The sequence below is a fragment of the Pedobacter caeni genome (assembly GCF_900129215.1).
In the GTDB taxonomy this organism is placed as follows: domain Bacteria; phylum Bacteroidota; class Bacteroidia; order Sphingobacteriales; family Sphingobacteriaceae; genus Pedobacter; species Pedobacter caeni.
Map to the genome: position 1 here is coordinate 220,936 of NZ_FQUQ01000008.1, position 24,219 is coordinate 245,154.

General features: G+C 40.8%; 17 protein-coding genes. 5 read left to right on the forward strand and 12 right to left on the reverse strand.

The window, feature by feature from the left end:
- Nucleotides 1-97 precede the first annotated feature (97 nt).
- Nucleotides 98-535: an RrF2 family transcriptional regulator gene (locus tag BUC20_RS31475; protein WP_073238145.1), complete on the reverse strand. Its 438-nt coding sequence runs from the start codon at nt 533-535 to the stop codon at nt 98-100.
- 318 nt (nt 536-853) lie between these two features.
- Between BUC20_RS31475 and BUC20_RS31480 the strand changes: the two genes are divergently transcribed.
- Nucleotides 854-1,165: a hypothetical protein gene (locus BUC20_RS31480; RefSeq protein ID WP_073238148.1), complete on the forward strand. Its 312-nt coding sequence runs from the start codon at nt 854-856 to the stop codon at nt 1,163-1,165.
- Nucleotides 1,166-1,256: 91 nt separating this feature from the next.
- Nucleotides 1,257-2,585: a sigma-54-dependent transcriptional regulator gene (locus tag BUC20_RS31485; RefSeq protein ID WP_073238151.1), complete on the forward strand. Its 1,329-nt coding sequence runs from the start codon at nt 1,257-1,259 to the stop codon at nt 2,583-2,585.
- Between the two features lie 3 nt (nt 2,586-2,588).
- On the opposite strand, the gene BUC20_RS31490 is transcribed toward BUC20_RS31485, so the two are convergent.
- A complete protein-coding gene (locus BUC20_RS31490; RefSeq protein WP_073238154.1) occupies nt 2,589-5,123 on the reverse strand; it encodes an ATP-binding protein in 2,535 nt (844 codons plus the stop codon).
- Between the two features lie 82 nt (nt 5,124-5,205).
- A complete protein-coding gene (locus BUC20_RS31495; RefSeq protein ID WP_073238439.1) occupies nt 5,206-6,474 on the reverse strand; it encodes a YeiH family protein in 1,269 nt (422 codons plus the stop codon).
- 357 nt (nt 6,475-6,831) lie between these two features.
- On the opposite strand from BUC20_RS31495, the gene BUC20_RS31500 reads away from it, so the two are divergent.
- On the forward strand, nt 6,832-9,789 hold the full coding sequence (locus BUC20_RS31500) for a glycosyl hydrolase family 28-related protein (RefSeq protein ID WP_073238157.1): 2,958 nt from the start codon (nt 6,832-6,834) through the stop codon (nt 9,787-9,789).
- A 108-nt stretch (nt 9,790-9,897) separates the two neighbouring features.
- A complete protein-coding gene (locus BUC20_RS31505; protein WP_073238160.1) occupies nt 9,898-11,127 on the forward strand; it encodes a DUF4374 domain-containing protein in 1,230 nt (409 codons plus the stop codon).
- 51 nt (nt 11,128-11,178) lie between these two features.
- Here the strand turns inward: BUC20_RS31505 and BUC20_RS31510 are convergent, their stop codons facing one another.
- Genes BUC20_RS31510 through BUC20_RS31520 form a run of 3 tightly spaced genes read right to left on the reverse strand, consistent with a single transcriptional unit; the run spans nt 11,179 to nt 16,655 of the window.
- Nucleotides 11,179-13,833, reverse strand: a complete 2,655-nt coding sequence (locus BUC20_RS31510) for a TonB-dependent receptor (RefSeq protein ID WP_073238163.1) — start codon at nt 13,831-13,833, stop codon at nt 11,179-11,181.
- 56 nt (nt 13,834-13,889) lie between these two features.
- Nucleotides 13,890-15,383, reverse strand: coding sequence for an alpha,alpha-trehalase TreF (gene treF / locus BUC20_RS31515; RefSeq protein ID WP_073238165.1), 1,494 nt, complete (start codon nt 15,381-15,383; stop codon nt 13,890-13,892).
- Nucleotides 15,384-15,407: 24 nt separating this feature from the next.
- The gene (locus BUC20_RS31520; RefSeq protein ID WP_073238169.1) at nt 15,408-16,655 is read right to left on the reverse strand and encodes an MFS transporter; all 1,248 of its coding nucleotides are present in this window, start codon (nt 16,653-16,655) and stop codon (nt 15,408-15,410) included.
- A gap of 178 nt (nt 16,656-16,833) precedes the next feature.
- Here BUC20_RS31520 and BUC20_RS31525 point away from each other — a divergent pair, with 178 nt between their 5' ends.
- Nucleotides 16,834-17,679 (forward strand): AraC family transcriptional regulator, encoded by an 846-nt coding sequence (locus tag BUC20_RS31525; protein ID WP_073238172.1) that lies wholly within the window; start codon nt 16,834-16,836, stop codon nt 17,677-17,679.
- Nucleotides 17,680-17,929: 250 nt separating this feature from the next.
- On the opposite strand, the gene BUC20_RS31530 is transcribed toward BUC20_RS31525, so the two are convergent.
- The 6 genes from BUC20_RS31530 to BUC20_RS31555 form a co-directional block, all read right to left on the reverse strand.
- Entirely contained in the window at nt 17,930-20,086 is a 2,157-nt protein-coding gene (locus BUC20_RS31530; protein ID WP_073238442.1) for a peptidase domain-containing ABC transporter, read from the reverse strand.
- Nucleotides 20,087-20,090: 4 nt separating this feature from the next.
- The gene (locus tag BUC20_RS31535; protein ID WP_073238175.1) at nt 20,091-21,263 is read right to left on the reverse strand and encodes an HlyD family secretion protein; all 1,173 of its coding nucleotides are present in this window, start codon (nt 21,261-21,263) and stop codon (nt 20,091-20,093) included.
- A gap of 61 nt (nt 21,264-21,324) precedes the next feature.
- Nucleotides 21,325-21,531, reverse strand: coding sequence for a hypothetical protein (locus BUC20_RS31540; RefSeq protein WP_073238178.1), 207 nt, complete (start codon nt 21,529-21,531; stop codon nt 21,325-21,327).
- A gap of 489 nt (nt 21,532-22,020) precedes the next feature.
- Nucleotides 22,021-22,227: a hypothetical protein gene (locus BUC20_RS31545; RefSeq protein WP_073238181.1), complete on the reverse strand. Its 207-nt coding sequence runs from the start codon at nt 22,225-22,227 to the stop codon at nt 22,021-22,023.
- Between the two features lie 379 nt (nt 22,228-22,606).
- A complete protein-coding gene (locus BUC20_RS31550; protein ID WP_073238184.1) occupies nt 22,607-23,077 on the reverse strand; it encodes a hypothetical protein in 471 nt (156 codons plus the stop codon).
- Between the two features lie 452 nt (nt 23,078-23,529).
- On the reverse strand, nt 23,530-24,042 hold the full coding sequence (locus tag BUC20_RS31555) for an endonuclease V (RefSeq protein WP_073238187.1): 513 nt from the start codon (nt 24,040-24,042) through the stop codon (nt 23,530-23,532).
- Nucleotides 24,043-24,219 lie beyond the last annotated feature (177 nt).

Genomic DNA, 24,219 nt, shown 5'->3' on the forward strand with positions numbered 1-24,219 from the left:
ATCACATATTTGTCTTCGGGATACAAATATATAAAAAGACTATAGAAGTAGTAGACTTTATTTGAAATTAAATATTAGCGGAGGTATATTTTACCTTTTATTGGACGATACTTTCGTCAGTTTCGCGGGCAATAACGTCTGCAATAGAGGTTTGAGCCAACACTTTTAGCGTAGCATCCCTAACGTCGATAAAAGTTTTTCTAATACCACAGGTCACTTCATCATGACATTCATCGCATTTACGGTAGAATTTAAGACTGGCGCAAGGAACCATCGCAATAGGTCCGTCAGTGATGCGTAGAATATCTGCCAGGTAAATATCACCCGGTTCTTTGTTCAGACTGTAACCGCCACCAGCACCTTTTTTACTGTATAGGTAACCTGCATTACGCATGTCCAACAGGATCTGCTCTAAGAATTTTCTGGGGATCATTTCCTGTTCTGCCAACCTTACGATTTGCATAGGAGGATTTCCAGTATTTTTTCCGAGCGCAACAAGCGCCTTTATTGCATATTTAGTCTTCTTAGATAGCATAAATACAAAGTTAAGAAAAAATACATTACTTTCTCATAACGTAAGATCGCCACATAAAGTAGGGAAACAGAACTCCTATTGTTCGTGCATGTTTCGGATATCCTCGTGATTCTAAACCCGGACAAGGTCTGTGCTCTTCCAGCTTCCGCTGTTTCTTTTAGCAACAAAGTGTGGAATAATTCAACAGGTCTTTTCTGATGAAACACCAAAAACCATTGATTACAAGCAGTTTAAAGGATTTCAGTGCTTTTGGCATCATTATGTAACCTATCTGATCATCATTGAAATGAGAATCATAAACTTTTAAAATATATCATTATGAAAAAGATCATCTTATCAGCAGCATTATTAGCATTCGCAGGGTTAACACAAGTAAAAGCAAGTGACGTTAAAAGTCCGGTTGCAATAACTGTAAAACAAGACAGTGTGACAAAAGCACCGGTTGAATTGAAAGATCTTCCTGATGCAGTTAAAACTACACTGGCATCTGATAAATATAAAGAGTGGACTCCAACTGCTGCTTTCCTTGTAACTAAAGCAGATAAATCAGAATACTATCAGGTTGATGCTAAAAAAGGAGAAGAAACTGCTTCTTTGAAATTATCTAAAGAAGGTGCAGTTATTGAGTAAGCCCACAATAAATATCAATTAAATATACTTCACAAAAGCCGGATGTCCTCCGGCTTTTGTATTTTTGCTATATATTACAAGCGAAATCCCTATGGCAAAAATACTGATTATTGAAGACGACCTCACTTTTTCGCAGTTATTGGAAGGATTTTTGACCAAACATGGTCATGAACCAACTCCGGTAAATGATGTAAAAAAAAGTCTAAAACTAATAGAACAGCAAAGTTTTGACCTTTTATTGGTTGATTATCGTTTACCCGACGGAACAGGTCTTGATGTCTTATCCCACGTTCGTGGGAAGGGTTTAACCCAGCCAGTCATTATCATGACCAGCTTCAATGATGTAAGAACTGCAGTAAAATCAATCCAGTTAGGCGCATTCGATTATATTACCAAGCCCGTAAACCCTGATGAATTGCTGATGATCATCAACAACTCTCTGGGTAAAAAAGAAACGGTCAGTTCCGGCAACTCTATAGAACATGCTGATGCCATCAAAGGAAAAAGCAGCATTGCAGATAAACTTTATGAGCACATCAACCTGGTTGCACCAACAGATATGTCGGTGATCATTCAGGGGGAAAGTGGAACCGGAAAAGAATATGCGGCAAGGGCCCTACATATGCAAAGCAAACGTAAGGACAAACCTTTTGTCGCAATTGACTGCGGCGCACTTTCTAAAGACTTGGCGGCAAGCGAATTATTCGGACATGCAAAAGGCGCTTTTACAGGTGCCCTGAACGATAAAAAAGGCCAGTTTGAAGCAGCCAATGGTGGCACTTTATTTTTGGATGAAGTGGGTAACCTCAGCTACGAAGTCCAGGTAAAAATGCTACGGGCCTTACAAGAGCGTGTGATCCAACCCCTGGGGAGTACAAAAACAGTAAAAGTTGACGTAAGGATCATTACCGCAACCAATGACGACCTCAAATCCAGTGTTGCCAATGGCTCCTTCCGAGAAGATCTTTACCATCGCTTAAACGAATTTAAGATCCAGCTTCCTGCTTTAAGAGATAGAGGCAAAGACATAGAACTGTTCATCAATCACTTCATCAAACTCTCCAATACAGAGTTACAACGGAATGTGCAAAACCTGTCTCAACAGGCAAAAGATCTTTTATTACAGTACGATTGGCCAGGTAATTTACGTGAGCTTAAGAACGTGATCAAAAGAATGGTCTTACTGACCCCTACTGAAACGGCAGAAGTAGATTCTTTACCTGAAGAAATGATCATTTCTATTAACCAGATTCCAAAGCCTAATGGCTCTGACCTGAAGGCCATCAACGAGGTGAATGAGAAGATGCTGATTATAGAAACCCTTGTAAAAGTTAAATACAACAAGTCAAAGGCAGCCAAATTATTGAATATAGATCGTAAGACCCTGTACAGTAAAATGGAACGTTATGAAATAGAATAAGAATCAGATTTTTTTGATCTGATTAATGAGTATTTCTAATTTCGCTGATAGTTCAGCTATGAGGTTCCGGGTGCTTTCATCAGGAACCTTTTGTTCAGATAAGGTGATTTCCATTTCCCGGAAAGCAGCAGCGAGTTTTCCTGCACCAATCTGAGCAATTCTACCCGCAAGACGGTGCGTAACCAGACGAAGTGTTCCTGAATCTTCTTCTTTTAAGGCATCCTGGATTTCCAGCACATCATTTTCAGAATCCAGTGTAAACCTGGCCAGTATCTTTTTCAACTGATCTTCGTCGTCGAAAGTCATCTTCCGGAGTGGTCCGAGATCCAGTTCTATTTCATCACCAGCTTTTTCGGCTTCCACACCTCTCCCGTCTTCCTTTTCAATATGCACTTCTGTGGCGACCGAAAAGCTAATTTCGTCTGAAAACACCCCCAATAACTCATTCTCCCTAAATGGTTTCATCACCAAACCATCAAAACCATTGTTCAAAAGGAATTCCCGTTCATCTGGCAGCACTTGTGCCGTAATGGCAAAGATCTTTACCTCCGCCCCCATTCTTTCCCTCAGGAGCTTACAAAGTGTGATTCCGTTCATCTCAGGCATCCGCATGTCCACCAGAATATATTTCAAATGATCAACAGGCTCCTCATTCAACAATTCCAACGGCGAGTTGAAACTTTTATACTCAATCCCATTCCTTTGAAAAATAATTCCGCAAAGATCCAGAATGAGCGGATCATCATCGACCACCCATACTTTAAAGGGTTTCCAGGATACTTTTTCCTTTGCGCTCAGCAAAATCTCTTCTTTAGGCTCTTCAGCAACTTTAAAAGTAAGATATACTGTAAAAACACTTCCTTCTCCTTCTTTGCTTTTCACATAAATCCGGCCTCCCTGATGCTCCACTAAGGATTTGATGATGGTTAATCCCAATCCCGTCCCGGCCTGGTTTAATACTTCATGATCCGGCGCATTTACTTGTTCAAATTCATTAAAAATCACCCCGGTTGCAGCTTCAGAAAGGCCAATGCCGGTATCCTTCACCATAAAAGTAAAATGGAGATTTTCTGCCTGTCTTTTATAAAACACAGACAGCAATACTTCTCCCTGATTGGTGAATTTAATGGCGTTTCCCAACAAATTATATAAGATCTGTTTTAAGCGAAAAGCATCTCCGGTAATGTATCTGGTATCATGAAGGGCTACCTCTGTAAAGAGTCCCAGAGATTTCCGCTCTGCCTGTGGCCGCATCACCGACACGACCTCATCGAGCAGCTTCATGATATCGAAAGGCTGCTCTGCGAAGGTAAATTTGCCTGAAATAATCCGGTTATAATCCAGCACTTCATTTACGATCTGCAGCAAATGTTCAGAAGAATGATAAATCGCATCAATGTCTTTGGCCTTGGGATGCTCCTGCTGACGGATCACTTCCGCATATCCGATAATAGATTGCAGTGGGGTTCGTATTTCATGGCTCATATTGGACAGAAACCTCTGTTTCGCCTGTCCATGGTATTCGGCCTCATCTCTGGCAAGTTCCAGTTCATTTTTATACCGGTTGCTTCGCGTGATGTCTGTCAGGATGAAATATAGCAATAACAACATCAACAGAAAAAACACCAGCATGATGATACTGATGGTATTGATTCCTGTATTGACCACATGTTTAGCCTGAATACCATTGAGCTCAATCTGGGTAACGACTTCAGACTCCACTTTCCTAAGGATATCCAGCATCTGGTTGATCAGCCTGTTATTTGCATTTGCCAGTTCAGCCTCCTTATTGAGGAATCTTGCACTTTTCATCCTTTGCTCTCTTTCAATAGTCCGAAGGGATTCTTCCAGGCTTTTTGAGATTTTCTCCTCATTTGAAAGCGCAATGGTGTCCACCTTTACGTTTTGTTCGTTGATGATTTTATAAGATTTGTTGTCTTCTGTATTCTCTTTTTTCTTTCCAAACAGCCTCCCGAAAAATCCTCTGTTCTTATCCTCGGTAGAGTAAATGGTAGTGGTTGAAGTCTGTTGCTGAGAAGCAAGGATGGTACTGTCATTCCCACTTTTATTCACAAGATCGCTCAGGTTTTGCACCTGCGTGGAAAAAGACTTATTGTTCACCAATCCTTCCCTTACCTTTAAATAGTTCACAAACTGGTTGTCCCGTTCACTTAAAAGCTTTTGGATACTTGCAATGCGGTGAAGCTGCACGGTATCCTTATGGTACAACATAGACAAAGAATCCAGCACCATTCTCAATTGTCTGGATTCTTTGAAAAGCTTCCCATAGTTTTTCGGATCATTGGAGGCCTGCCGCTTTTGCATCTGATCCAATCTACTGATCTTAAGTGAAATGAGATTCACCATCCTCAGACGTTCACTTGGAGCAGAGATGTTTTCAACAGTATTCAGCATCTCATTAAAGGCTACTTTACTCACCCCCCAGGCCATGACCAGTGCAAAACAGGCCAATAACACCGCGATGATGATCTTTCCTTTAATCGCTTTAAATAAACTCTTTTTGGAGGTATTACTCATTTTTCAGGATCACAATTATTGATTAAGTAATTAGAACAGCAAGGAACCTGCCATTATCCGCTTTTCCGGGAAAAGAATGACATTAACCGAATAAAAAGAAAGCTACAATCAAGGTGATGATCACATTAAAAAGCTGTGCAATTAAGAATGCATAAAGCGGTTTTTTGCTGTTGTTCTTAAAGAGATCCTTAAAATTCGTTTCCAGTCCGATGCTGGTAAATGCCAATGCAAACCAGGCTCCCTGTAAGTTTTTCAGGCTGTCTTTCACCTCAGTCACCGTCCCCTTCGAAAGGAAGAAAGAAAACAGCAGAGAGGCCCCGATAAAGCCCAGTACAAATTTAGGAAAGCGTTCCCAGATCACACCTATAGTTGGCTTAACCCGTTCCCCGCTTTCGTCCTTATGGTTGGTGTATGACCAATAAATACTAATGGCAAAAGCAGCAATTCCCAGCAATACGTTCTGTGAAAATTTAACGATGGTACTGATCTTCAGGGCTTCCTCACCTACCATAGAGCCGGATGCCACCACCGCTCCGCTGGTATCGATACTTCCACCAAGCCAGGCTCCGGTTACGGCCTGCGGGAAAGAGAAGTAATTGGCAATATAGGGCATAAAGAGCATCATAGGAATTGCAGTAATCAACACCATAGAGATGACATAAGATAATTTTTTCGAGTCCCCTTTAATCGCTCCGGAAGTGGCAATCGCTGCGGACACCCCGCATATAGATACTGCACTGGAGATCATCATAGTCAGCTCATCATCCACTTTAAGTTTTTTACATAACCAGAAAGCGAAATACCAAACCGAAAGCACCACTACCAATGCCTGGATCAAACCAAGAGAACCTGCTTTCAGAATGTCTGCAAAGATCACTGTCGTTCCCAGTAACACCAATCCGATCTTCACGAAAAGTTCAGTAGAAAGTGCTGTACGGAACCAATCGGGCAATTTAAAGAAGTTACCAATAGCCAAACCAATGATCAGGCTAAAAATTACAGCCTCCAGGTTGAAAGAACGCATCGTAGAACTGCCTGCAATCACCAACGCAATAATGGTAAGCACGTAAACTACGGGAAAACCCAGGACAAAGTTTTTGACCGATTTCCCCATGATCAAAGTCCCTGCCGCTCCTATGGAAAGGATAAATAAGAACTGCAGGAATACAGCCTTAAGGTTATCAAAATGCAGCACTTTATCGAATAAGGTAGCAGAATTATCCCATTTAAAAGCAGGAACAGGAACCTGGAAAAATAAAATAGAAATTAAGATGACGAGGAGTCCGAGGATAACTACTGCCCAGTCTTCATGGATCGGAAAAATGTTGTTTTTTGATGGTTGTTTGGTCATTTTCAAGTTCATTTATTTGTGTGTCGTAATTTAAGATTTTATTCCACAACACCCAGGCTTTAATCTGCATAGAAAATGAAAAAGCCAGGTCATCCAACCTGGCTTTTAACCAAACAAAACTTAGATCTAACCAAACATCTAATTTTTTTTAAGCATCAGCCCGGGCGGGCTGAGAATTCTATTCTCTAAGCTTACTGAGAGCAAATATAATAAAGTCTACTAATTTAATAGAATTTATTTTCATTTAATTTTTAACTCCCCTGATAAAGAGAGCAATTGCCAGTATTGCTGAGTACTTAGGCAGGAAAGTTTATTACTTATTGACGATTTTTAACGTTTGTTCTTAACCTCATAAAAATGAAGAAGTCCTTCCTTCTGCTTATATTTTTCTTCAGCCGGATGCTGAATCCCATAAATGCCCAGATTACCAACCAAAAGGCATCAGGAACAGCCATACTGGTCGCTGATCATGCAAGCCATATTGCAGGAATTCATAAAGACACCATTACTGTAATCACTGGCAGCACCTACTCTTTTACCGTGGACACCCCGACAGACCAGGGATTGGTTTCCACCAACATCGGGGTAAAAGGACTGTTCAGGCAAATCAGATCTGCAGATCACTCCCTGCAAAAATATAAAGTAACCAATGGCTCCGGTTTAGAAAAGGAGACAGGAGAGTTGGCTGAAGGAGATCGTCTTTTTGTATTTTCAGAAGATAGAAAATCCGAAAAGACATATTATATTTCAGTAAAACAGATGGCAATTTCCGGGAAACTCTCACTGTCCAGACAAAACATCACCATCAATAGTCCGCAGCAGCTAACCCTGTACTTTACTGCCGGACAACGGAGTCCCGATGCAGCAATAAACATTCAACTTCCGGCAGGCATCGAGGTAACAATGGAAAATACAACCGTTGATGTAATTGGCCGCGGAGCGCGAAGACTAAAGGATCTCGGTAGCCAATCTATCGGAAGAACAGGAACAAACTATTCTTATTCCAAAGTAGGAAATGTTACAATTGGGGGGAGCCCATCTGCTGGCCAGACATTGGTTTTCAGTCATCTGGATTTACGACCTGCCAATGGCAGCGACCTTAAAATCACCATTAGCAATGTAAACCTGGCTAAAACCGGCACCTATGTTTTTAAAGCACAATACCGCAGTTTCAAACCCCAATCATTGCAAAGCCCCGGAACAGGAACTGAAGTCGCAGTTCTTTCTGCAGTTGCTCATATTTCAGATTTCCAAAGACTTCCATACAGAGATTTACATTACAAAGAAGGTCCCGAAACCTACACTCAACTGAATTTCAAATGGAGTGGCCCTGTTAAAGCCAGCAAAATACAGGTCCTTCAGTCAACAGACGAAGGGAAAATCTGGAAAATTATTCCGGCAAGACTAAGCTTAAAAAGCACCACCGCTGTTATCTCAGGATTAATCCCAAATCAACAATATCGTTTTAAGCTACAAGTTACTGATGGCAGCACCCGGAACTTTTCAAATGAGGTTAAGTTTTATACTGGAAAAATCGATGTTAAGGAATTTGGAATTAAGAGTAATGAACAGGAAGACCACACTGAACTCATCAACCTGGCCATAGATTCGCTGAGCAAAAATGGTGGTGGAACACTTTTGTTTAGTCCGGGGACCTATCGGGTGAGGACAGTACATTTGAAAAGTAATGTATACTTGTATGTAGCTAAAGATGCCGTCATCAAGGCAATCAAAGGGACAGATGCCCCCGAAGCTACCTGGTTCAGTGATAAAAAGTACAGATCCGGCCTTTCACCTACTGATCCTGGTCCATATGAAGATCCGGAAAACTACCTGACCAAACAGGATGTAGGCCATCATTATTTTAGGAATTCGATGTTTTTCGGAGAGCGGCTGGACAATGTAAAAATCATAGGCCGGGGCTTGATCACAGGAGATGGAAACCTCGCAACAAGCGATAAAGTGATGAACAACCCCCCTGAGCAACGCGGAGATAAGATGTTTACGTTTAAACTTTGCAGCAATCTGGAAATTGGCGGCCTCCATACTTCAGACGATCTTTGGTACGACCCCGATAAAGACGAGCCCTATTATCTGGCAAAAAATGGGACTAAACGCTTTGATTCCGAAAATATGCTCAAAATTGAACGGGCAGGCCATTTTGTCTTATTGGCCACAGGAACGGACTCCATCAATGTTCATGACACCTATTTTGGAAAGAATCAGGTTTCTAATGCCCGGGACATATACGATTTTATGGGATGTAACGAGGTAAAGGTGACCAACATTTACTCAAAGGTAAGTTCTGATGATATTGTAAAGCCCGGTTCTGATTGTTCCCTCGGCTTTACCAGACCAGCGAAGAATTACAGGGTGAGAAACATCATTGGGGATACCAATTGCAACCTCTTTCAGATTGGTTCCGAAACTGCGGATGACATCACAAACATATGTATAGATAATATCTATATTCTTGGCGCAAATAAAGCAGGATTCTCTATATCAACCAATGATGGGGCACTGATCAGGGATATTCACCTCAATTGCGGCCATACCGGAAAGATCCATTCCCGTTCAAAGATGTTCCGGACTACTGCTCCTTTCTTTATTTCTATCTCTAACCGGGGAAGAATTCTGGGTGCCGATGTGGGAAAATATGCCTTCCTGGAAAACGGAAAAAGAAGAGAAGAATTATTGGTAAAAAATGTAAACATAGGACGGGTAGAAAACATCATTATTCAGGGAATTGACATTTGTGAAGTTTACAATGGCAGTTCATATAATGGAAATCGCTGGAAAGCCTATGACGGCACACAAAAAAGATCAACGTCCATTATTGCCGGTTACCAACTCCCCTCTTCTGCCGCTGTTGAGGGAGGACTCGACTTTCGCTTGCCCAATGGTTTGCATACCGGGCATATAAAAAATGTGGTATTTAAAGATGTTCACTTTCTTGATAAAGGAGGCAATCCGCTTTCAGATTCGGAGCAGACCCCGCCGGAACTGGGCGTTGGACAATACAATGTTTCCAACCTGAAGACGATCCCGGCCTATGGCCTTTGGACCCGGCATGCAAAGGACCTGACGCTGGAAAACAGCAGTTTCAATTTCGAGCAGAAAGATGACAGGCCAGCCATATTCCTGGAAGATGTTGAAGGTGCCCGTTTGAAGGATATAAAAATGTTGAAATCAAGCGTGCAACCACAGGCCATCATCATCAGGAACGCCAAAGACATCCATCTGAATGAGGTCATCTATTATCAGGGAAAATGGGGAAATACACCCACTAAAATGCCCTCCGCTGGAAAAAAATGAAGGCAGGTGCAGGATGACCATTGATTTATCAGCGTTATTGAAATCGTGATTTTTTTTTATCTAAGTTTGCAGGATAGAAATCAATAAACTTAGATCATCCCAGCCGTCATGAAATTATCAGCAAAAAAAGCTGTCTTTTACCTTACCTCAGTTCTTTTTTTGTATAGTCTGGCCTCCTGTCGGGAAAAACAAACCGATCCAAAGGTTGCGATAGAAAAAAATTATAGCCTCTATATTTTAGGTAAAGACGCAAAGGAGTACATTTTAGAGTGCAATACACTTGACAGTGGGATCGCATACCCGGAGAAGGCCGGGGTATTGCTCAATGGGCAGGAGTTCGACCGTGACCTTATCGTCTCACATGGCTATTATTATAAATTAAACAGGAAAAGAGCCGCGTTTGTAAAATATAAAACGGCAGGGCCTGAAATGGAGGAGGTTGCATCCGCAGCTTTAGAAAACTTTTCGATCGACAATTACTATTGGTTAAACCAGGATACTGTTCTGCTCATCGGCCCGAATACGACTGACTTTAGCCAGGTAAAATATGTAATTGTAAAAACCGACGACATGAAAGTCCTCACCGTGGGTGGACTGGCTATCCCAGCCCCTTCCGGAAAATACACCTCTGTTTCTACCGGATTTGTGGAATTGAAAAATAAACAACTTTTTATAGGTTATACTTATCATCAACGATTAACATCTTACGATTATACCACCAGCGACACCACTTATCTTGCCCTATTCAACTATCCTCAAATGACTAAAGTAAGGATAGATAAAGATATCCGGTCCACTTATCCCGGGGGAACAAACATGGTGCAGCCGTATTCGTTTAATGATGAAAAGGGCAATTACTACTTTATGAGCTGTCCGGGAATTGCATTGGGAAACCGTGCGGACCGGCCGACAGGAATATTTCGGATCAATGCCGGAGAAGATGCTTTGGATAAAGACTACTTTTTCAACATTTCAGGTTCGGTGATCAACAACCATGCTTATGGCATATGGTACCTTGGAGGAAATCAAGCCATCATCCGGACAGAAAGAAAAGACCTGTTTAAAGGACTGAGTGACCATTACAGCACGGCCCATTTTGAGTTTTATTTGTTGGATTTACCTTCCGGAAAGGTCCTGAAAAAATTGGAGCTTCCATTGGATAAAGGAACAAGAAGAGCTTGTATAATCGTGAAGGGAGACATCGCTTATATTGCTGTGAACTCGACCAAAGAGGGCAACTATATCTGGCTGTACGACATCAAAACAGGTCTTTTAAAGAAAGGATTACAACTTACAGGTGACACCGATTTTATCCTGAGAATTGATGCCTTAAAATAACAATCGCCTGAAGAAGATACTCCAGACGATTGCTTAATTCATGATCCGGATTTAGAAATCAAATGCCGCAGAGAGTTTAGCAAACCGGCCTAAAATAGGTCTGGCATAATAAATCGCCCCCGGGGCAGTAGTTACCCTTGGATTTCCTTCTGTAAGGCCTATTGTATTCGTTAAATTTGAAGCATCCAATGCGAAACGCATCCGTTTAACTTTCAACGATACACCCGCATTCAGCACATCAAATGAAGGCAACGCAAATACATTTTCATTATCGGAATATTTCTTCCCAAAATGGTTTACTTCCGCATAGATGGCAAGATTTTTTGTCAGGTTATATGCCGGACGAATGGTTCCATAAAAAGCTGGAATCCTACGCACCCTATTCCCATTGTTATCGACTCCTTCTCCCGAGAAGTCGGTGAATTTAGGATCTTGTAAAGTTGCATTTATGGTTAAACTAAAATCTCCTGCGGTGAATTGCCCTTCCAGCTCCATTCCATAGTTACGGGCCTTTGCAAATTTATTTTCAGATTTCCCGTTTAGCAGTACATCTGTGAAAGCCAGGTTGGCCAGGTCCATATAAAAAGCATTTGCAAACAGTGCGAACTGCTTCGCCTGGTATTTATATCCCAGTTCAAACTGATTGATCACCGTTGGTTTCAATTGATCTAATTTATCCGCATTCTCAAAATAAGCCTCCTCAATTGGAGAACGGAACCCATTGCTATAGCGGAAATAAGTAGCCATATCATCTGCAAACTTATAATTTGCAGCAGCACTCCCCGACAACCTGTTCACATCATACTTCCAGTATTGATAAGCACCTTGCAAAACCTTCATAGAGTTATCAGCCGTAGTCCCTGCGAAATCATTGTTAAAGGCCGTATTGTTGTCCAGATTCTGGAAGCCATCTCTGGAGTTGACCTTGTATCCGGTATAACGGTCCATATCATAGCGCAAACCAATATCAAAGGTCAATTGTTCCGTTGCTTTAATTTCGGCATTTCCAAAAACGGCATTTAAGTTGCCTTTTGTTTGTGCCTGTCTCGTTAACCAGGAAATATCAGTCACCCCATTATAGGTTCTTGAACGGTTCGGCCCACCAACAGGAACAGATTTATCAACCAGATTTAAAAGCTGAGGATTGTCGGAGACCGACACCAGAATATTACTCCAGTTCCATTGCTGATCAGAAGTCCAGTTGGAATAATAATAACCCAGCGACAAAGCTACTTTATCATTTTTATAATCAAACCTCAGGTTGTTGGCGAAGTTTTTCATTTGTTTGTCAATTGCCCAGTAACCAACTTTAGCAACCAGTGCAGGATCCACTACCGCACCAGTGTTGACATTGGTGTATTCCGGATTTAACACAGGGTATGCAATGTCATTATTTGCCTTATATTTTGCCGCAAAATCAGCCGCTGATTGTGGCTCTGCTCCTGGAAATATCGCCGTATATTCCAAATTGATTTTAGTATATCTGGTATTGTTACTTAAGGTAAAACCACCTCCTAAATCAGTTTTAAACTCCGCACCCAATGCATCTACGATAGGATGAACCCCATCTTCCAGGTTTCTTCTAAAAGTTCCACCTCCGTATTGAGGAACATCCAGCTGACTAAAATTTCTGGAGGTCAATGTTCCTGTATTGGGATTAAAGCCATCAATTCCTTTAGGATTGTTCTTATCGGTGAGGGGGATAGGCAATAAGAACAAATTCCTGTCATTGAGTTTTTTGTAAGACAGTTTGATAAAGCCCTTATCCAGGATGTATTTTAAGTTCATCTTTACCTGTCCGCCATCATTCCCTTTAAATCCCGGGTTGCGGACTCCGTTTTCGGTTCTGTAAAAACCTCCAATATTGTAAAACAATTTATCGGGAATCAAAGCACCTCCGACATTAAGGTCTGTCCTGAACAGGCCGGAAGTTCCGGTGGTCATTTTAGCTGTTCCGGAGAAATCATTACTTCCTGTTTTAGTAATAAAATTGATGATCCCTCCTGGGGCATTGGTGGCAAAAATAGAACCGGAACCACCTCTTAATGCTTCCATTCTAGAAATTGTTTCATCTATACGCAGCCAGCCATCTGCATTTGCAAATTGCAATGCTCCATCTTCAAAAACAGGCATCCCATCTTCCTGAATCTGCACATATTCATAAGCTCCTGCAGATGGAATACCTCTCGAAAAAAGGTTATTTCCCACTTCACCACCAGAAGTTTCTACGACAAAACCTGGTACATGTTTTAATAAATCGGCCGCACTGGAAGGCGCCAGCTGCTGAATGGTTTTGCTATTAAAGCTGGTAATGGCCACGCTGGACTCTATTTTCTTTAGTGGATTAACCGAACCGGTTACCACGACTGCATTTAGCTCCATCAAATCCTCCAAAAGCGTGATTTTTAATGCTCCTGAAGTAGAAACCGGTTGCTCAACAGGCTTAAAACCGATGGCACTGATGATCAGAATTTTTGCATCCGGAGTCAGATTTAAGGCAAATTTACCGTCCCTATCTGTAGAGGTTCCGGTTTTAGTTCCTTTGATCACCACAGTCGCCCCTACAATTGGCTGATCACTTTTATCAACCACTATGCCTGTCACAGTTTCTATAGATTTATGGTGTTTTAGTGGTTCTTTACTATAGGCGGTTTCTATGCTGCCAAGCAGACAGCAGGCCACAATTAATAATAGCTGTTTTTTCATAATTTGGTTATTTAATGGTTAGGTTTTAGACTCGTTTAGTACCGTATGATTAATTTTTATTCCTTCATTTTCATTTTTAAGTATACGCCGTTCGTCCAGCCAAAGCCATTCTGATTGGGGTATTCTCCCCCACCCGCAGCCAGGGATGTATCCACAACATTGTATTTTTCCATCATCTTTCCGGTGGTTTTGAACACCCGCTCTACGGTAGCGATCCAATTCCCCGCAATACCAGCAGCAAGTGCCTCTGCACCATAATTCAACGCAGCTTTATAACCGATCCATTGCAAAGGAGCCCATCCATTTGGCGCATCCCATTGTTGGCCCGTGGTATTTGGCGTCGTCAGCAAACCACCTTCTTTGAGAAAAGTGTTTTGCAGATGAGCAATTACTTTTGCCGCCTCAGCGTCATTTGCAAGACCAAAAAACAAAGGGAAAGCCATGGCTATGGACCATGCTTCAGAAGAAATATTCTGTTTGAAATCATAATCAAAATACCCTCCCTGATCATCATTCCACAGGTATTTTCTAATTGCAGAATTGCGTTCTTCTGCCTTTTTCTCATAATACCCGGCTTCAGTTTCATTGCCGGCTAACTTTGCAGCCTTTCCGAGTGTAGCTTCAAGGTGCCAAAGCAGGCTGTTCAGGTCGGCAGGGATTAAATCAGTTGTTTTTATCGTTCCGATATCCTGACCATCGGCAAACCACCTTCCGGAGAAATCCCATCCTGAGGCACATGCTGCCCTGATGTTCCTGTACAGCTCTTTTTTATCTGTAGTTGCATGATTGAAAATCTCCAGATCCTCATAATATCCTTCAGGACGAGGTGTATTTTCTTTGTCCCAGAACCTGTTTAATATGGCTCCATCAGGCAACTTCACACTGTGTTCATAAGCCGGTTCAGATGCACTTAATTTTTCCACTCCGTTCATCCAGAAGGCATATTCGGATTTTAACTGAGGCAGGTATTTCAAATAGCAGGCATCTCCCTTTTCTTCTGCAAGCAATTCTACCATCAGGGAAAAGAAAGGAGGTTGCGAGCGACTAAGGAAATAGGTCCTGTTGCCATTTGGAATAAAGCCAAACTCTGAAATCAGGTAGGCAAAATTATCCACCATGTTTTCGATCAGGTCAATTCTTCCTGACACTTGTAAGCCCAGCATCGTAAAATAACTATCCCAATAAAAGAACTCCCTGAAACGACCACCAGGAACCACAAATCGCTGAGGAAGCTGGATTAAAGAGCTGAATTCATTCTCTGTTTTTCTGGTGAGTTTATCCCATAAAAGTTCGATATGGGCTACTGGATTTGTTGCCTGTGTTCCGGTTTCTGACTCCTCATTATTGGGTAATACAAAGTATGTTTTTACAAAACCGAGCAAATCAAAACCAGGGTTATGCTGTTGAATGCGGTAATTTTTCAGGATTTCGGGCGCAGAAAACCTGGGTTTGCAATCTGGAAAAACCTTCTGATCGGCAAAGATCCGTTGCGTTTGAACATCAGAAAACAATTCTTGTAAATCTTCAATATAGAATAAGGGACTTGACATATCAGTATGAAATAGGGTAATAAATTAACTTAAGCTGCTTTGAAGGAGGTGTTTTTGCTTCATTTTTTGAAACAGATACAAGGCCAGCGCCAGGGCAGTTATTGGAATAAGGGAAAAATAAAAGGCAGTCTGACCACCGTAATGCTGGAAAATATAACCCGTGATCAAAGACCCTAATGAGCCGCCCAATGCCGAAAACACCACAATCAATCCGGACATTGTTCCATGTTGGTTTTTTGGCAGTGCACCCAGGATAACTGAATTAATGGCTGGATATATAGGTGCAAGAAAGAATCCGATCAAAGGAAAGATATAAGCAGCAAAGGGCACGTCAGCCCATAAACGGATGTCATGTGGGGGTGTATTGGAAGCCAATGGAATTGCGATCAGCACCAGGCATGCAGAAGCAATCAGGCAAACTGTAAGACAGATATACCAGGAAATTCTTTTCAAAACCACACCGGCAAGGAAACGTCCGATTGCAGTTGAACTGGCCATAATCCCCGCCATCAGCACACTAATTGAAGAAGGGAGGTGTAAGACTTTGTTATTGAATGTTGGCAACCAGCTCATGATACTTTGTTCAATCAGGACATACAGGAATGCACAGACCACAAAAGAAACCACCAGCGGCAGCATCAGCAGTCTGAGCATGTCTTTATATGACTGTTTAAATTTAAGCCCGGCCTCCGGCTTTGCCGCAGATTCGTCAAGGGGAGAAATACTGAGTAAGATCAATGCCAGCACATAAAAGGCCCCTATAAGGTAATAAACTGTGAACCATCTCCCTGATCCTGCATCAGCATCGTCAATAAAATAGCTGAAGATGAAATAACCAGATAAGATGCCAATCATGAAAAAGCTCTCTATAAAGCTCATCAGACTAATGTGTGCCTTCTCTGTTTTGGTAATTAATCCAATGGTTCCGAATACAGAAATTTTGATCAGGGCGAAGCTGGCTCCCGTAATGGCAAATAACAACTTAACTGCGATAAAAGTCTTAACCGAAGGGACAATAAAACAACCTATTGCAACCGCAGCAAGACCAATCTGCATAGATTTCTTATACCCTATCCTGGTGATAAATGAAGCAACAATAAACGATACGACGGCAATAGTGATGTCTTTAAAAGCTTCCAGTACAGAAGCGGAAGAAGCCGAAACTCCATAATACCGTTGTGCCTGCAGGATCACCGTACCCACACTATTCAACATGATACCGAACAGTAAATAGTTGATGAATACCGAGATCTTAATTTTTAAGAATTCCATTAAACCAGGCTTTAAAAAGATAAATATATTTGGTTAGTAGTTCCGACCAGCTGCAGGCAACTCATCGGGTATGATAAAATTCTTGTTTTTATAATTGCAATAATTATCCTTTATTCATTATTTATTGAACTATATTAATATTTAATTAGTCATATTTGATCAACTTACCTTAATAAGGATGAAAATTCACTTTGAGATCGTAAAACCTGATGAAGCTTCATCCATGCGCTTCCTCTATCAGAACCAGCCTATCCATGAGTTTGTTTGGGAATACCATTACCATCCGGAATACGAACTGGTCTGTGTGATTGCAGGTGGAGGAACCCGCCATGTGGGCTCTCATATCAGCATGTATGAAGATGGAGATCTGGTATTTATTGGCTCCAATGTGCCGCACTCTGGATTTGGGCTGAACGCCCGGGATCCGCATGAGGAGATTGTAGTCCAGATCAAACCCGAAGTCATGCAACAGTGGGTTTCAGATTTTCCAGAGATGCAAACCATCGCAGCATTAGTGGAACGGTCGAAACATGGGATAAAATTTAATGGTGCCATTAAGGAGGAAGTCAAAGAGATACTGGTAAAAATGAAAGACATGTCCCCATTCGAAAAAAAGATGAGCTTTCTGCGGGTGCTCCATCTTTTAGGCGGTAGTCAGGATTATCACATTTTAAACGAAAAGGCCATTATTGCCGATCTGGTCAGCAAACACAGGTCAAGGTTACAGAAGATTTTCACCTATGTGGAACATTATTATCATGAAGAAATCGACATAGAAACGGTGGCAGGGCTGGTTAACATTTCGGTTCCCTCCTTCTGCAATTACTTCAAGAAAACAACCCATATTACGTTTACTGAGTTTGTGAACCGTTACCGCATTCAAAAAGCCTGTCTTTTCCTGCAACAGGACAAGACCATTGCCCAGGTTTGTTTTGAATGTGGATTCAATAATGTGACCTATTTCAATAAGATCTTTAAGAAAATCATCAACAAAACCCCTTCTGACTTCAGAAGAGGGAAATGATCAGGTACTTAAATGGATTCTGAGAATAAAGAAAACTTTACAGCCGACTTTGACTTGCCTCATAATACACTTCAGCGCGCGCATAGGGGCTTATATAAGTGCAACCCGAGGGAAATACTAACAAGCTATTTTCATTGAACTGAGGGACTATTAATAAACAGACAAATCAGGTTGATTGTTTTTCAGCCCAGCCGCATCTCATCCGGTATCGGGATGCTTCAGGACAAAGAATAAGGCATTATATATCCGGTCAGATCTCTTCAGGCAGTTGTAACTTCCATAGGTTAGCATAGGCTGAGTTTGGACTAAAGCGAAGCTCTTTATGACTTCCCTGTTCCACCACCACTCCTTTATCCAGCACAATGATTTTATCTGCATTGCTCAGGGTACTCAGGCGATGCGCAATAACGATCACTGTTTTATGTTTTGATTTCAGGATTTCGATCATCTTCTGCACATACTTTTCAGAAGCAGAATCGAGTGAAGAGGTGGCTTCATCCAGTATCAGAATTTCCGGATCACGGTATAATGCCCTCGCTATAGCGATCCTCTGCCGTTGTCCACCAGACAAAGTTGTTCCATTTTCTCCAAGATAGGTCTGAAAACCTCTGGGCAATGATTCAATGAAGCCAATCAGTCCGAGTTGAGTCGAAATATCGATGATTTTTTGCATATCCGGTTCGTAGTCCCCGATGGCAATATTTTCAATCACATTCCCGGCAAACAGATCTATCTGCTGAGGAACTACGGAGACGGCGCGACGCAAAGATCCCGTTTTAATGTATTTCAGATCATACTTCCCAATCCGTACGTTTCCACCCTGTATGGGATAAATATTTTGAAGGATCGACATTAAGGTCGATTTACCCGATCCACTTTCACCAACAATAGCAGTGAATTTGCCTTTCGGAATCGTCAGGTTTAAATTATCGAAAACAGCAACCCTCGTTCCATATCGGAAAGAGACCCCTTCGAAATGAATATCCCCAATCTTATCCGCATCCAGCTCTACCTGATTTTCGTCATTTTCACGTTCCAGGTCCATGATTTCAAACAACCTGTCGGCAGCAATTACGGCATCCTGAACGGTTTTATTCATTCCGATCAAAGAGGACACAGGCCCTGTAAAATACCCGATCAGTGTATAAAATGACAGCAGTTCTCCAGGGGTAATTTTACTATCGATCACATAACCTGCACCTACCCATAGCAAGATGATGGTCAGTAAGCGGGAGGTGAGTTCAGATGACGTTCCGGCAAAGACCGAGTTCATATTAGATTTAAAACTATCTTTCAATAGTTTCACAAAGCGAACTTCGGTTTTTTCGTTGGCAAACGATTCCAGCCCAAAACGTTTAATGGTTCCGACTGAGTTGAGGCTCTCTACCAACTGTGATTCCAGTTCTGCAGAATCTTCCATCAATAAGCGCTGTGCTTTTTTGTTGAGCTTATCGGTGATAAAGTAAATCAACAGGTACAACGGAATTACCGCAAGCATCAATAAAGCCAGCTTCCAGTAATAGGTGAACATCATGGCAAAAGAAAATACCACAATGAAAATGTTCACCAAAAAGTTAATGCTGACGTCATTTAAAAAGGTCCTTATTTTTACAGCATCATTAATTCTGGAAATGATTTCTCCGACACGCATCGTATCGAAAAACTGTTGAGGTAATCTTAACAGGTGCTTATAATATCCTAAGATCAATTGAGCATCGATCATCTGTCCTGTCTTCAGGGTAAATATCGTTTTCGTCATTCCTACAAATAACTGGATGATCAGGATCAACACCATTGCAATACTCATCAGATTCAGCAGGTTTCTGTTGCCATCGACCAATACAAAATCGACCAGCTTCTGTACAAAGATGGAAGTAGATAAGCCTAAAATAGTATATACAATTGCACCGAACAATGCCTGAATTAAAATACTCTTGTGTGGCCTGATCAGGCTCCAGAAACGTCCGGGAACAGAGGTTTTTTCATTTCCGGTTTCAAAATCTTCCGAAGGCAGCAGTAAGACTAAAGCACCGGTCCATTCTTTTTTAAATTCTTCATGTGTGCGGCGGTGCATCTGACCATCAATAGGATCCATCACATCGATGAATTTATTATTGGCTTTATAGATGACCACATAATGCTGCAAAATATCTTTTACAATTAAATGGGCAACCGCTGGTTTTGGTATTTTAAATAGACTTTCAAAAGGTCCTTTTACTCCTTTAGCTTCGAAACCCAACTTCTGAGCAGCTTCCACCATCCCCAAAACATTGGTTCCCTTTTTATCGGTACTTGCATATTGCCTGATTTTTGCCACTGGCAGATCCAGCTTATAATGAGATGCAATAGAGGCCAGACAGGCTGCACCGCAATCTGTAATGTCTCTTTGTTTTACTTTAGTGCTCATAGCTTTAGGTCTTGTTGCTAACATTTGGGTTTACCCAATCGTCAACTTTATCATATAACAATTGATATAAACTACGGCTGGTTACCGTGAAACGGGCAGTAAAATTCATTCCTTTCTTTAGATAACCTTTATACCCATTTTTTAGCATCAGATGATCCTGATTAAGGCTGCATTTAACCTTAAATACCGGCTGATTACCATTTAAAATAATGATGTCGTCGGAGATATCGATGACTTCACCTGCTGCAGATCCCCATTGATTGTAATTGTAAGCATCGACCTGAAACCGCACTTCCTGACCTTTTTTGATCAATCCGATATCTGATGGTTTGATGTAACAGAATGCCGTCAGACTGGCATCCGGAGATATTTCTCCGATTTTTTGATTCGCAAATACGTAGGCCCCTTTTTGTACACCACTGAGGTTTTGAACAGAGCCTGCCATCGGTGCCCTCAATACGTATTGTTTTTTCTGTTCGGTTAACTCCGCCTGCTGGCCGGAGAGTTGACGTAATTCATTACGAAAACCATTAGCTTCCGTTTGCCATTGTGTTTTATATTTAGCCCGGACCATTTGGTAAGTCGAGGTCGCATGTTCCAATTCGAATTTATATTTTTCGTACTCAGATTCGGTGAGCACTTTATTATCATACAATTTTTTGTATCGCGCAAACGTACTTGCAGCCTGCATTTTTGCAATTCCTGCGTTTTCAAGTTCCTGTACAAATTGTTGCCAGGAAGCATTGTATTGCCCGGTTTGCAGGCTTGGAGAATTTGTTTTATCAAGAGTTTCAAAAGATAGCAGCATACTAATGTCCTGAAGGAGCTGACTGAGTTGTCCTTCCCTTCCCTGCACAAGCACACTTTGCTGCTTTGGCAAGCCGGCATCAATTACCAGGATGGTGTCTCCCTGTTTTATTTTTTTATTATCTGTAAGTGTATACTTAATCAATCTGCCATTAACAGGTATAGTTAATTCTGTTTTTTCGAGAGAGGATTGTAAAACACCATTCCCTTTAATGGTGATGGGAGTCTTAATAAATGGCAATGCCGCAAAAGTCAACAATACAACCAACAGGGTAACCTGGTAAATGAGTTGGGATGATTTGCTGATTTGTGAGCGGTAGACAATAGAGGTACTGGAAATGGTTTCGGCTGAATAGGGAGATAGAGGCATGTTTCAGGAATTAAAATAACCGTTATTCTGAAATTCAGAATAACGGTTATTTATAATTTTCTTATAGACTCCAAACAAATTTCAAAACATTGGTTAATGTTTTGTTTAAAAATGCAGAAGTATCAGTAGCGATAGCATTTACAGTTCCGGCAACACTGGTTAAAAGACCAGTTAAGATACCACCGATTAAACCACCACCTTCAACTTGTGTCATTTCAGTTACGTTCATTTCCTGAACACCAAGGTTTTTTAATTCTAAATTTTTCATGATTAGGGATTTTAATTTAAGGTCCTTACTCTATTCGAGGCTTTTCAGGGTACGCCTAGGTTGGCCAAACGCTGAAACGAATATAATGATAGTATCCAGAAAGAATAAAGAGGGGCATTTCAGATGAGGGGTCGGTTTTTCTGAATAAAACTCCAAAATAGTGGCTCTTTAAAGCGAAAAACATGGTTTTACTCTACCTATTAGCCGTTTTACACCCATTTGTTCAATTTATTCATTTTTTATCTGGCAAATGATCATGACATTCATCATGTTTTCCTAAAAAGACATCGATTATTCAATAAAAATCAGTTCATCAAAAAAAAGACACACCAATCAGTTGTTTATCTAATAACGGATTGTTTTTAACCTACATTAAATAGTATTTACGAAAAAGACCTTCGAAATTACAGTCACACCCTTCCATAAACTCAAGACATAATTTCATAAAATAACAACCGTTATAATTGAATAACGGTTGTTATTGCATTTTTACAGGCTAAAAATTGCGCCCAATACGGTAGTTACTTGTTTTACTGCATAAGTAACCGTGTCTTTTACAACAGTCCCCGCGGCAGTAACAACTACAGCTAAAGTTCCGGTAAGGAAGTCCCCTAATAAACCTCCGCCTTCAACAGTTGTCATTTCTGTAGCACTCATCTCCTGAACATCAAGATTTTTTAATTCTAAACTTTTCATAATAGGAATAATTGTTATTTAGGTCCCTACTCTATCCAAGGCTTTTCGGGATGCGCCTCGTGTGGCCAAACACTAAAACTAAGTTAATCAATATGTGTTTCTGAACCTCTTATCTTAAAAATGACCAAAACCAATATTAGTTCAGGATAAATGGTCAAAAAGCACCCTGTTTAAACAGAAACAAGGTTTATCCAAAAAATGAACAATGATTTTCAGCAACATTCAAATCGTTCATTTCAACCTTCAGAAAAATAAACATAAAACACTAACAACTAAATACTTAATGACAACAAAGAAGAAATAAAAGCTTAGTCTGGGAGATAAAAAGAGAAAGCCGTTTATGCTGTAGATAAACGGCTTTCGGATGGAGTTAAATGTCTTACTTTTTACAATCAACAGGGGCAAATGTAAACCTGCCTTTTTCAAAAGAAATTGGCTTCCCTTTTACAAAAAAAGATCTGCCCAGAGTAGTTTGAATCTGACCAACCCCAAGGGCTAGTTTACCATCTTTCTTTAGAAATGCCAAAGGGTTTTTATAAATGGTTTTGTTTTCAGTTCCGATCTTAAAGGTATAATCTACAAATAAAGTATCTCCCCTGAACTTTCCTTCCACTTGTCCGTCATTCTTTCCCTTTTCCTTGTAATTAATGGTAAGTACACCGGAAACTTTCCCGCTTTTGAGGGTCTTTATATTAAGGTCTGCAGTGTCCGTGCCATCAACGGCTACAAAACACTGGCTGCTGATCAAGGAGTCTGTATCACCTGATGAGGTCTTTTCGCTTCCCCCCTGAGTACAACTAAAAAAAGCGGGAAACATAAGAATTGCAAGGTAAAAGGCTGGTTTTTTCATGTCTGTTTATGGGTTCAAATGGATAATCAATTAATACTTCTATATAACAATACGATAAAGATGCATAAAGTTTGATCCTTCCATAAATTTCCTGCAACATAATTGGCACTGACCGATCTAATCTACCTGATGAGCCATTCAAATGACAGCAGCAATAAAGACCGGCAATTAGTTGAAAAGATACTAAATGGCGACAAATCCGCTTTTGCCCCTCAGACTGTAAGATCAAACGGACAGCGTCACACATTATCTTAACGAATGTTTAAAACCAAGCCATATCTTCAGGCATTCTGATGAACTGGATGAAGAAATTACGCTAAGTGACCGGACCAGATTTCGCATCAAAACATCAGAAGGCCGTCTTTATCTGAAATTAGATAAAAGTCTCAATTCGAGAAAGTCAATACTGCGGATGAAAACCATTTGCGAAGGGATTCGATTTTAACCAAAATTCATTGGGTGGAGAAAGGTTTCTTTGTCAGAACATCCAGCTCCTTTAACAAAGTTGGGATTCTAAAATCACCATGCATAGACTTAATGAGCTTCGCAGCGACCTCCACTTCCATTCCGGCAGCAGTAACATACAAGGGCTTTGAACTTGTCCCACGATATACCAGTCGTTTATGGTGAATCAAACTTTTAAAATCATTTTTTGCAACACCAATAATGGGAATTTTCCGATTCAGTGTTTCATGTAAATAACCTCCCAATCCCAATTTCCCGGAATCATCCAAGGTCACGAAACCATCAATTACAATTGTCTCAACGTTTTCAAGATTGATCTTTTTCAGCATACTCAAAATACATGGGAGTTCTCTTTTATAGAAGAAACCAGGTTCATATTCATCTGCCAATGGAGTAATCTCTGTAAAAATTTCCTTTGGAGCCGGATCATTCCAGTTTTCAAAGCTAAGGCAAATCGTATAGGCATTATCTGGATAATAAGAGTCGAGCGCTAGTATCATAAACTGTTTGTTCTTGATGATTTAGATTTTTAAATATAAAAAAACTAGAGAGCTTTATATAAATCCATTAAACCTCCTATTGATTTAAAAGATGGTCAATAAAGAGTATGTTTTCTATCCAAAAGGAATGAGATGCATTCCTTAGTTATCAATATTTGTTGATAAAATATTTTTCAC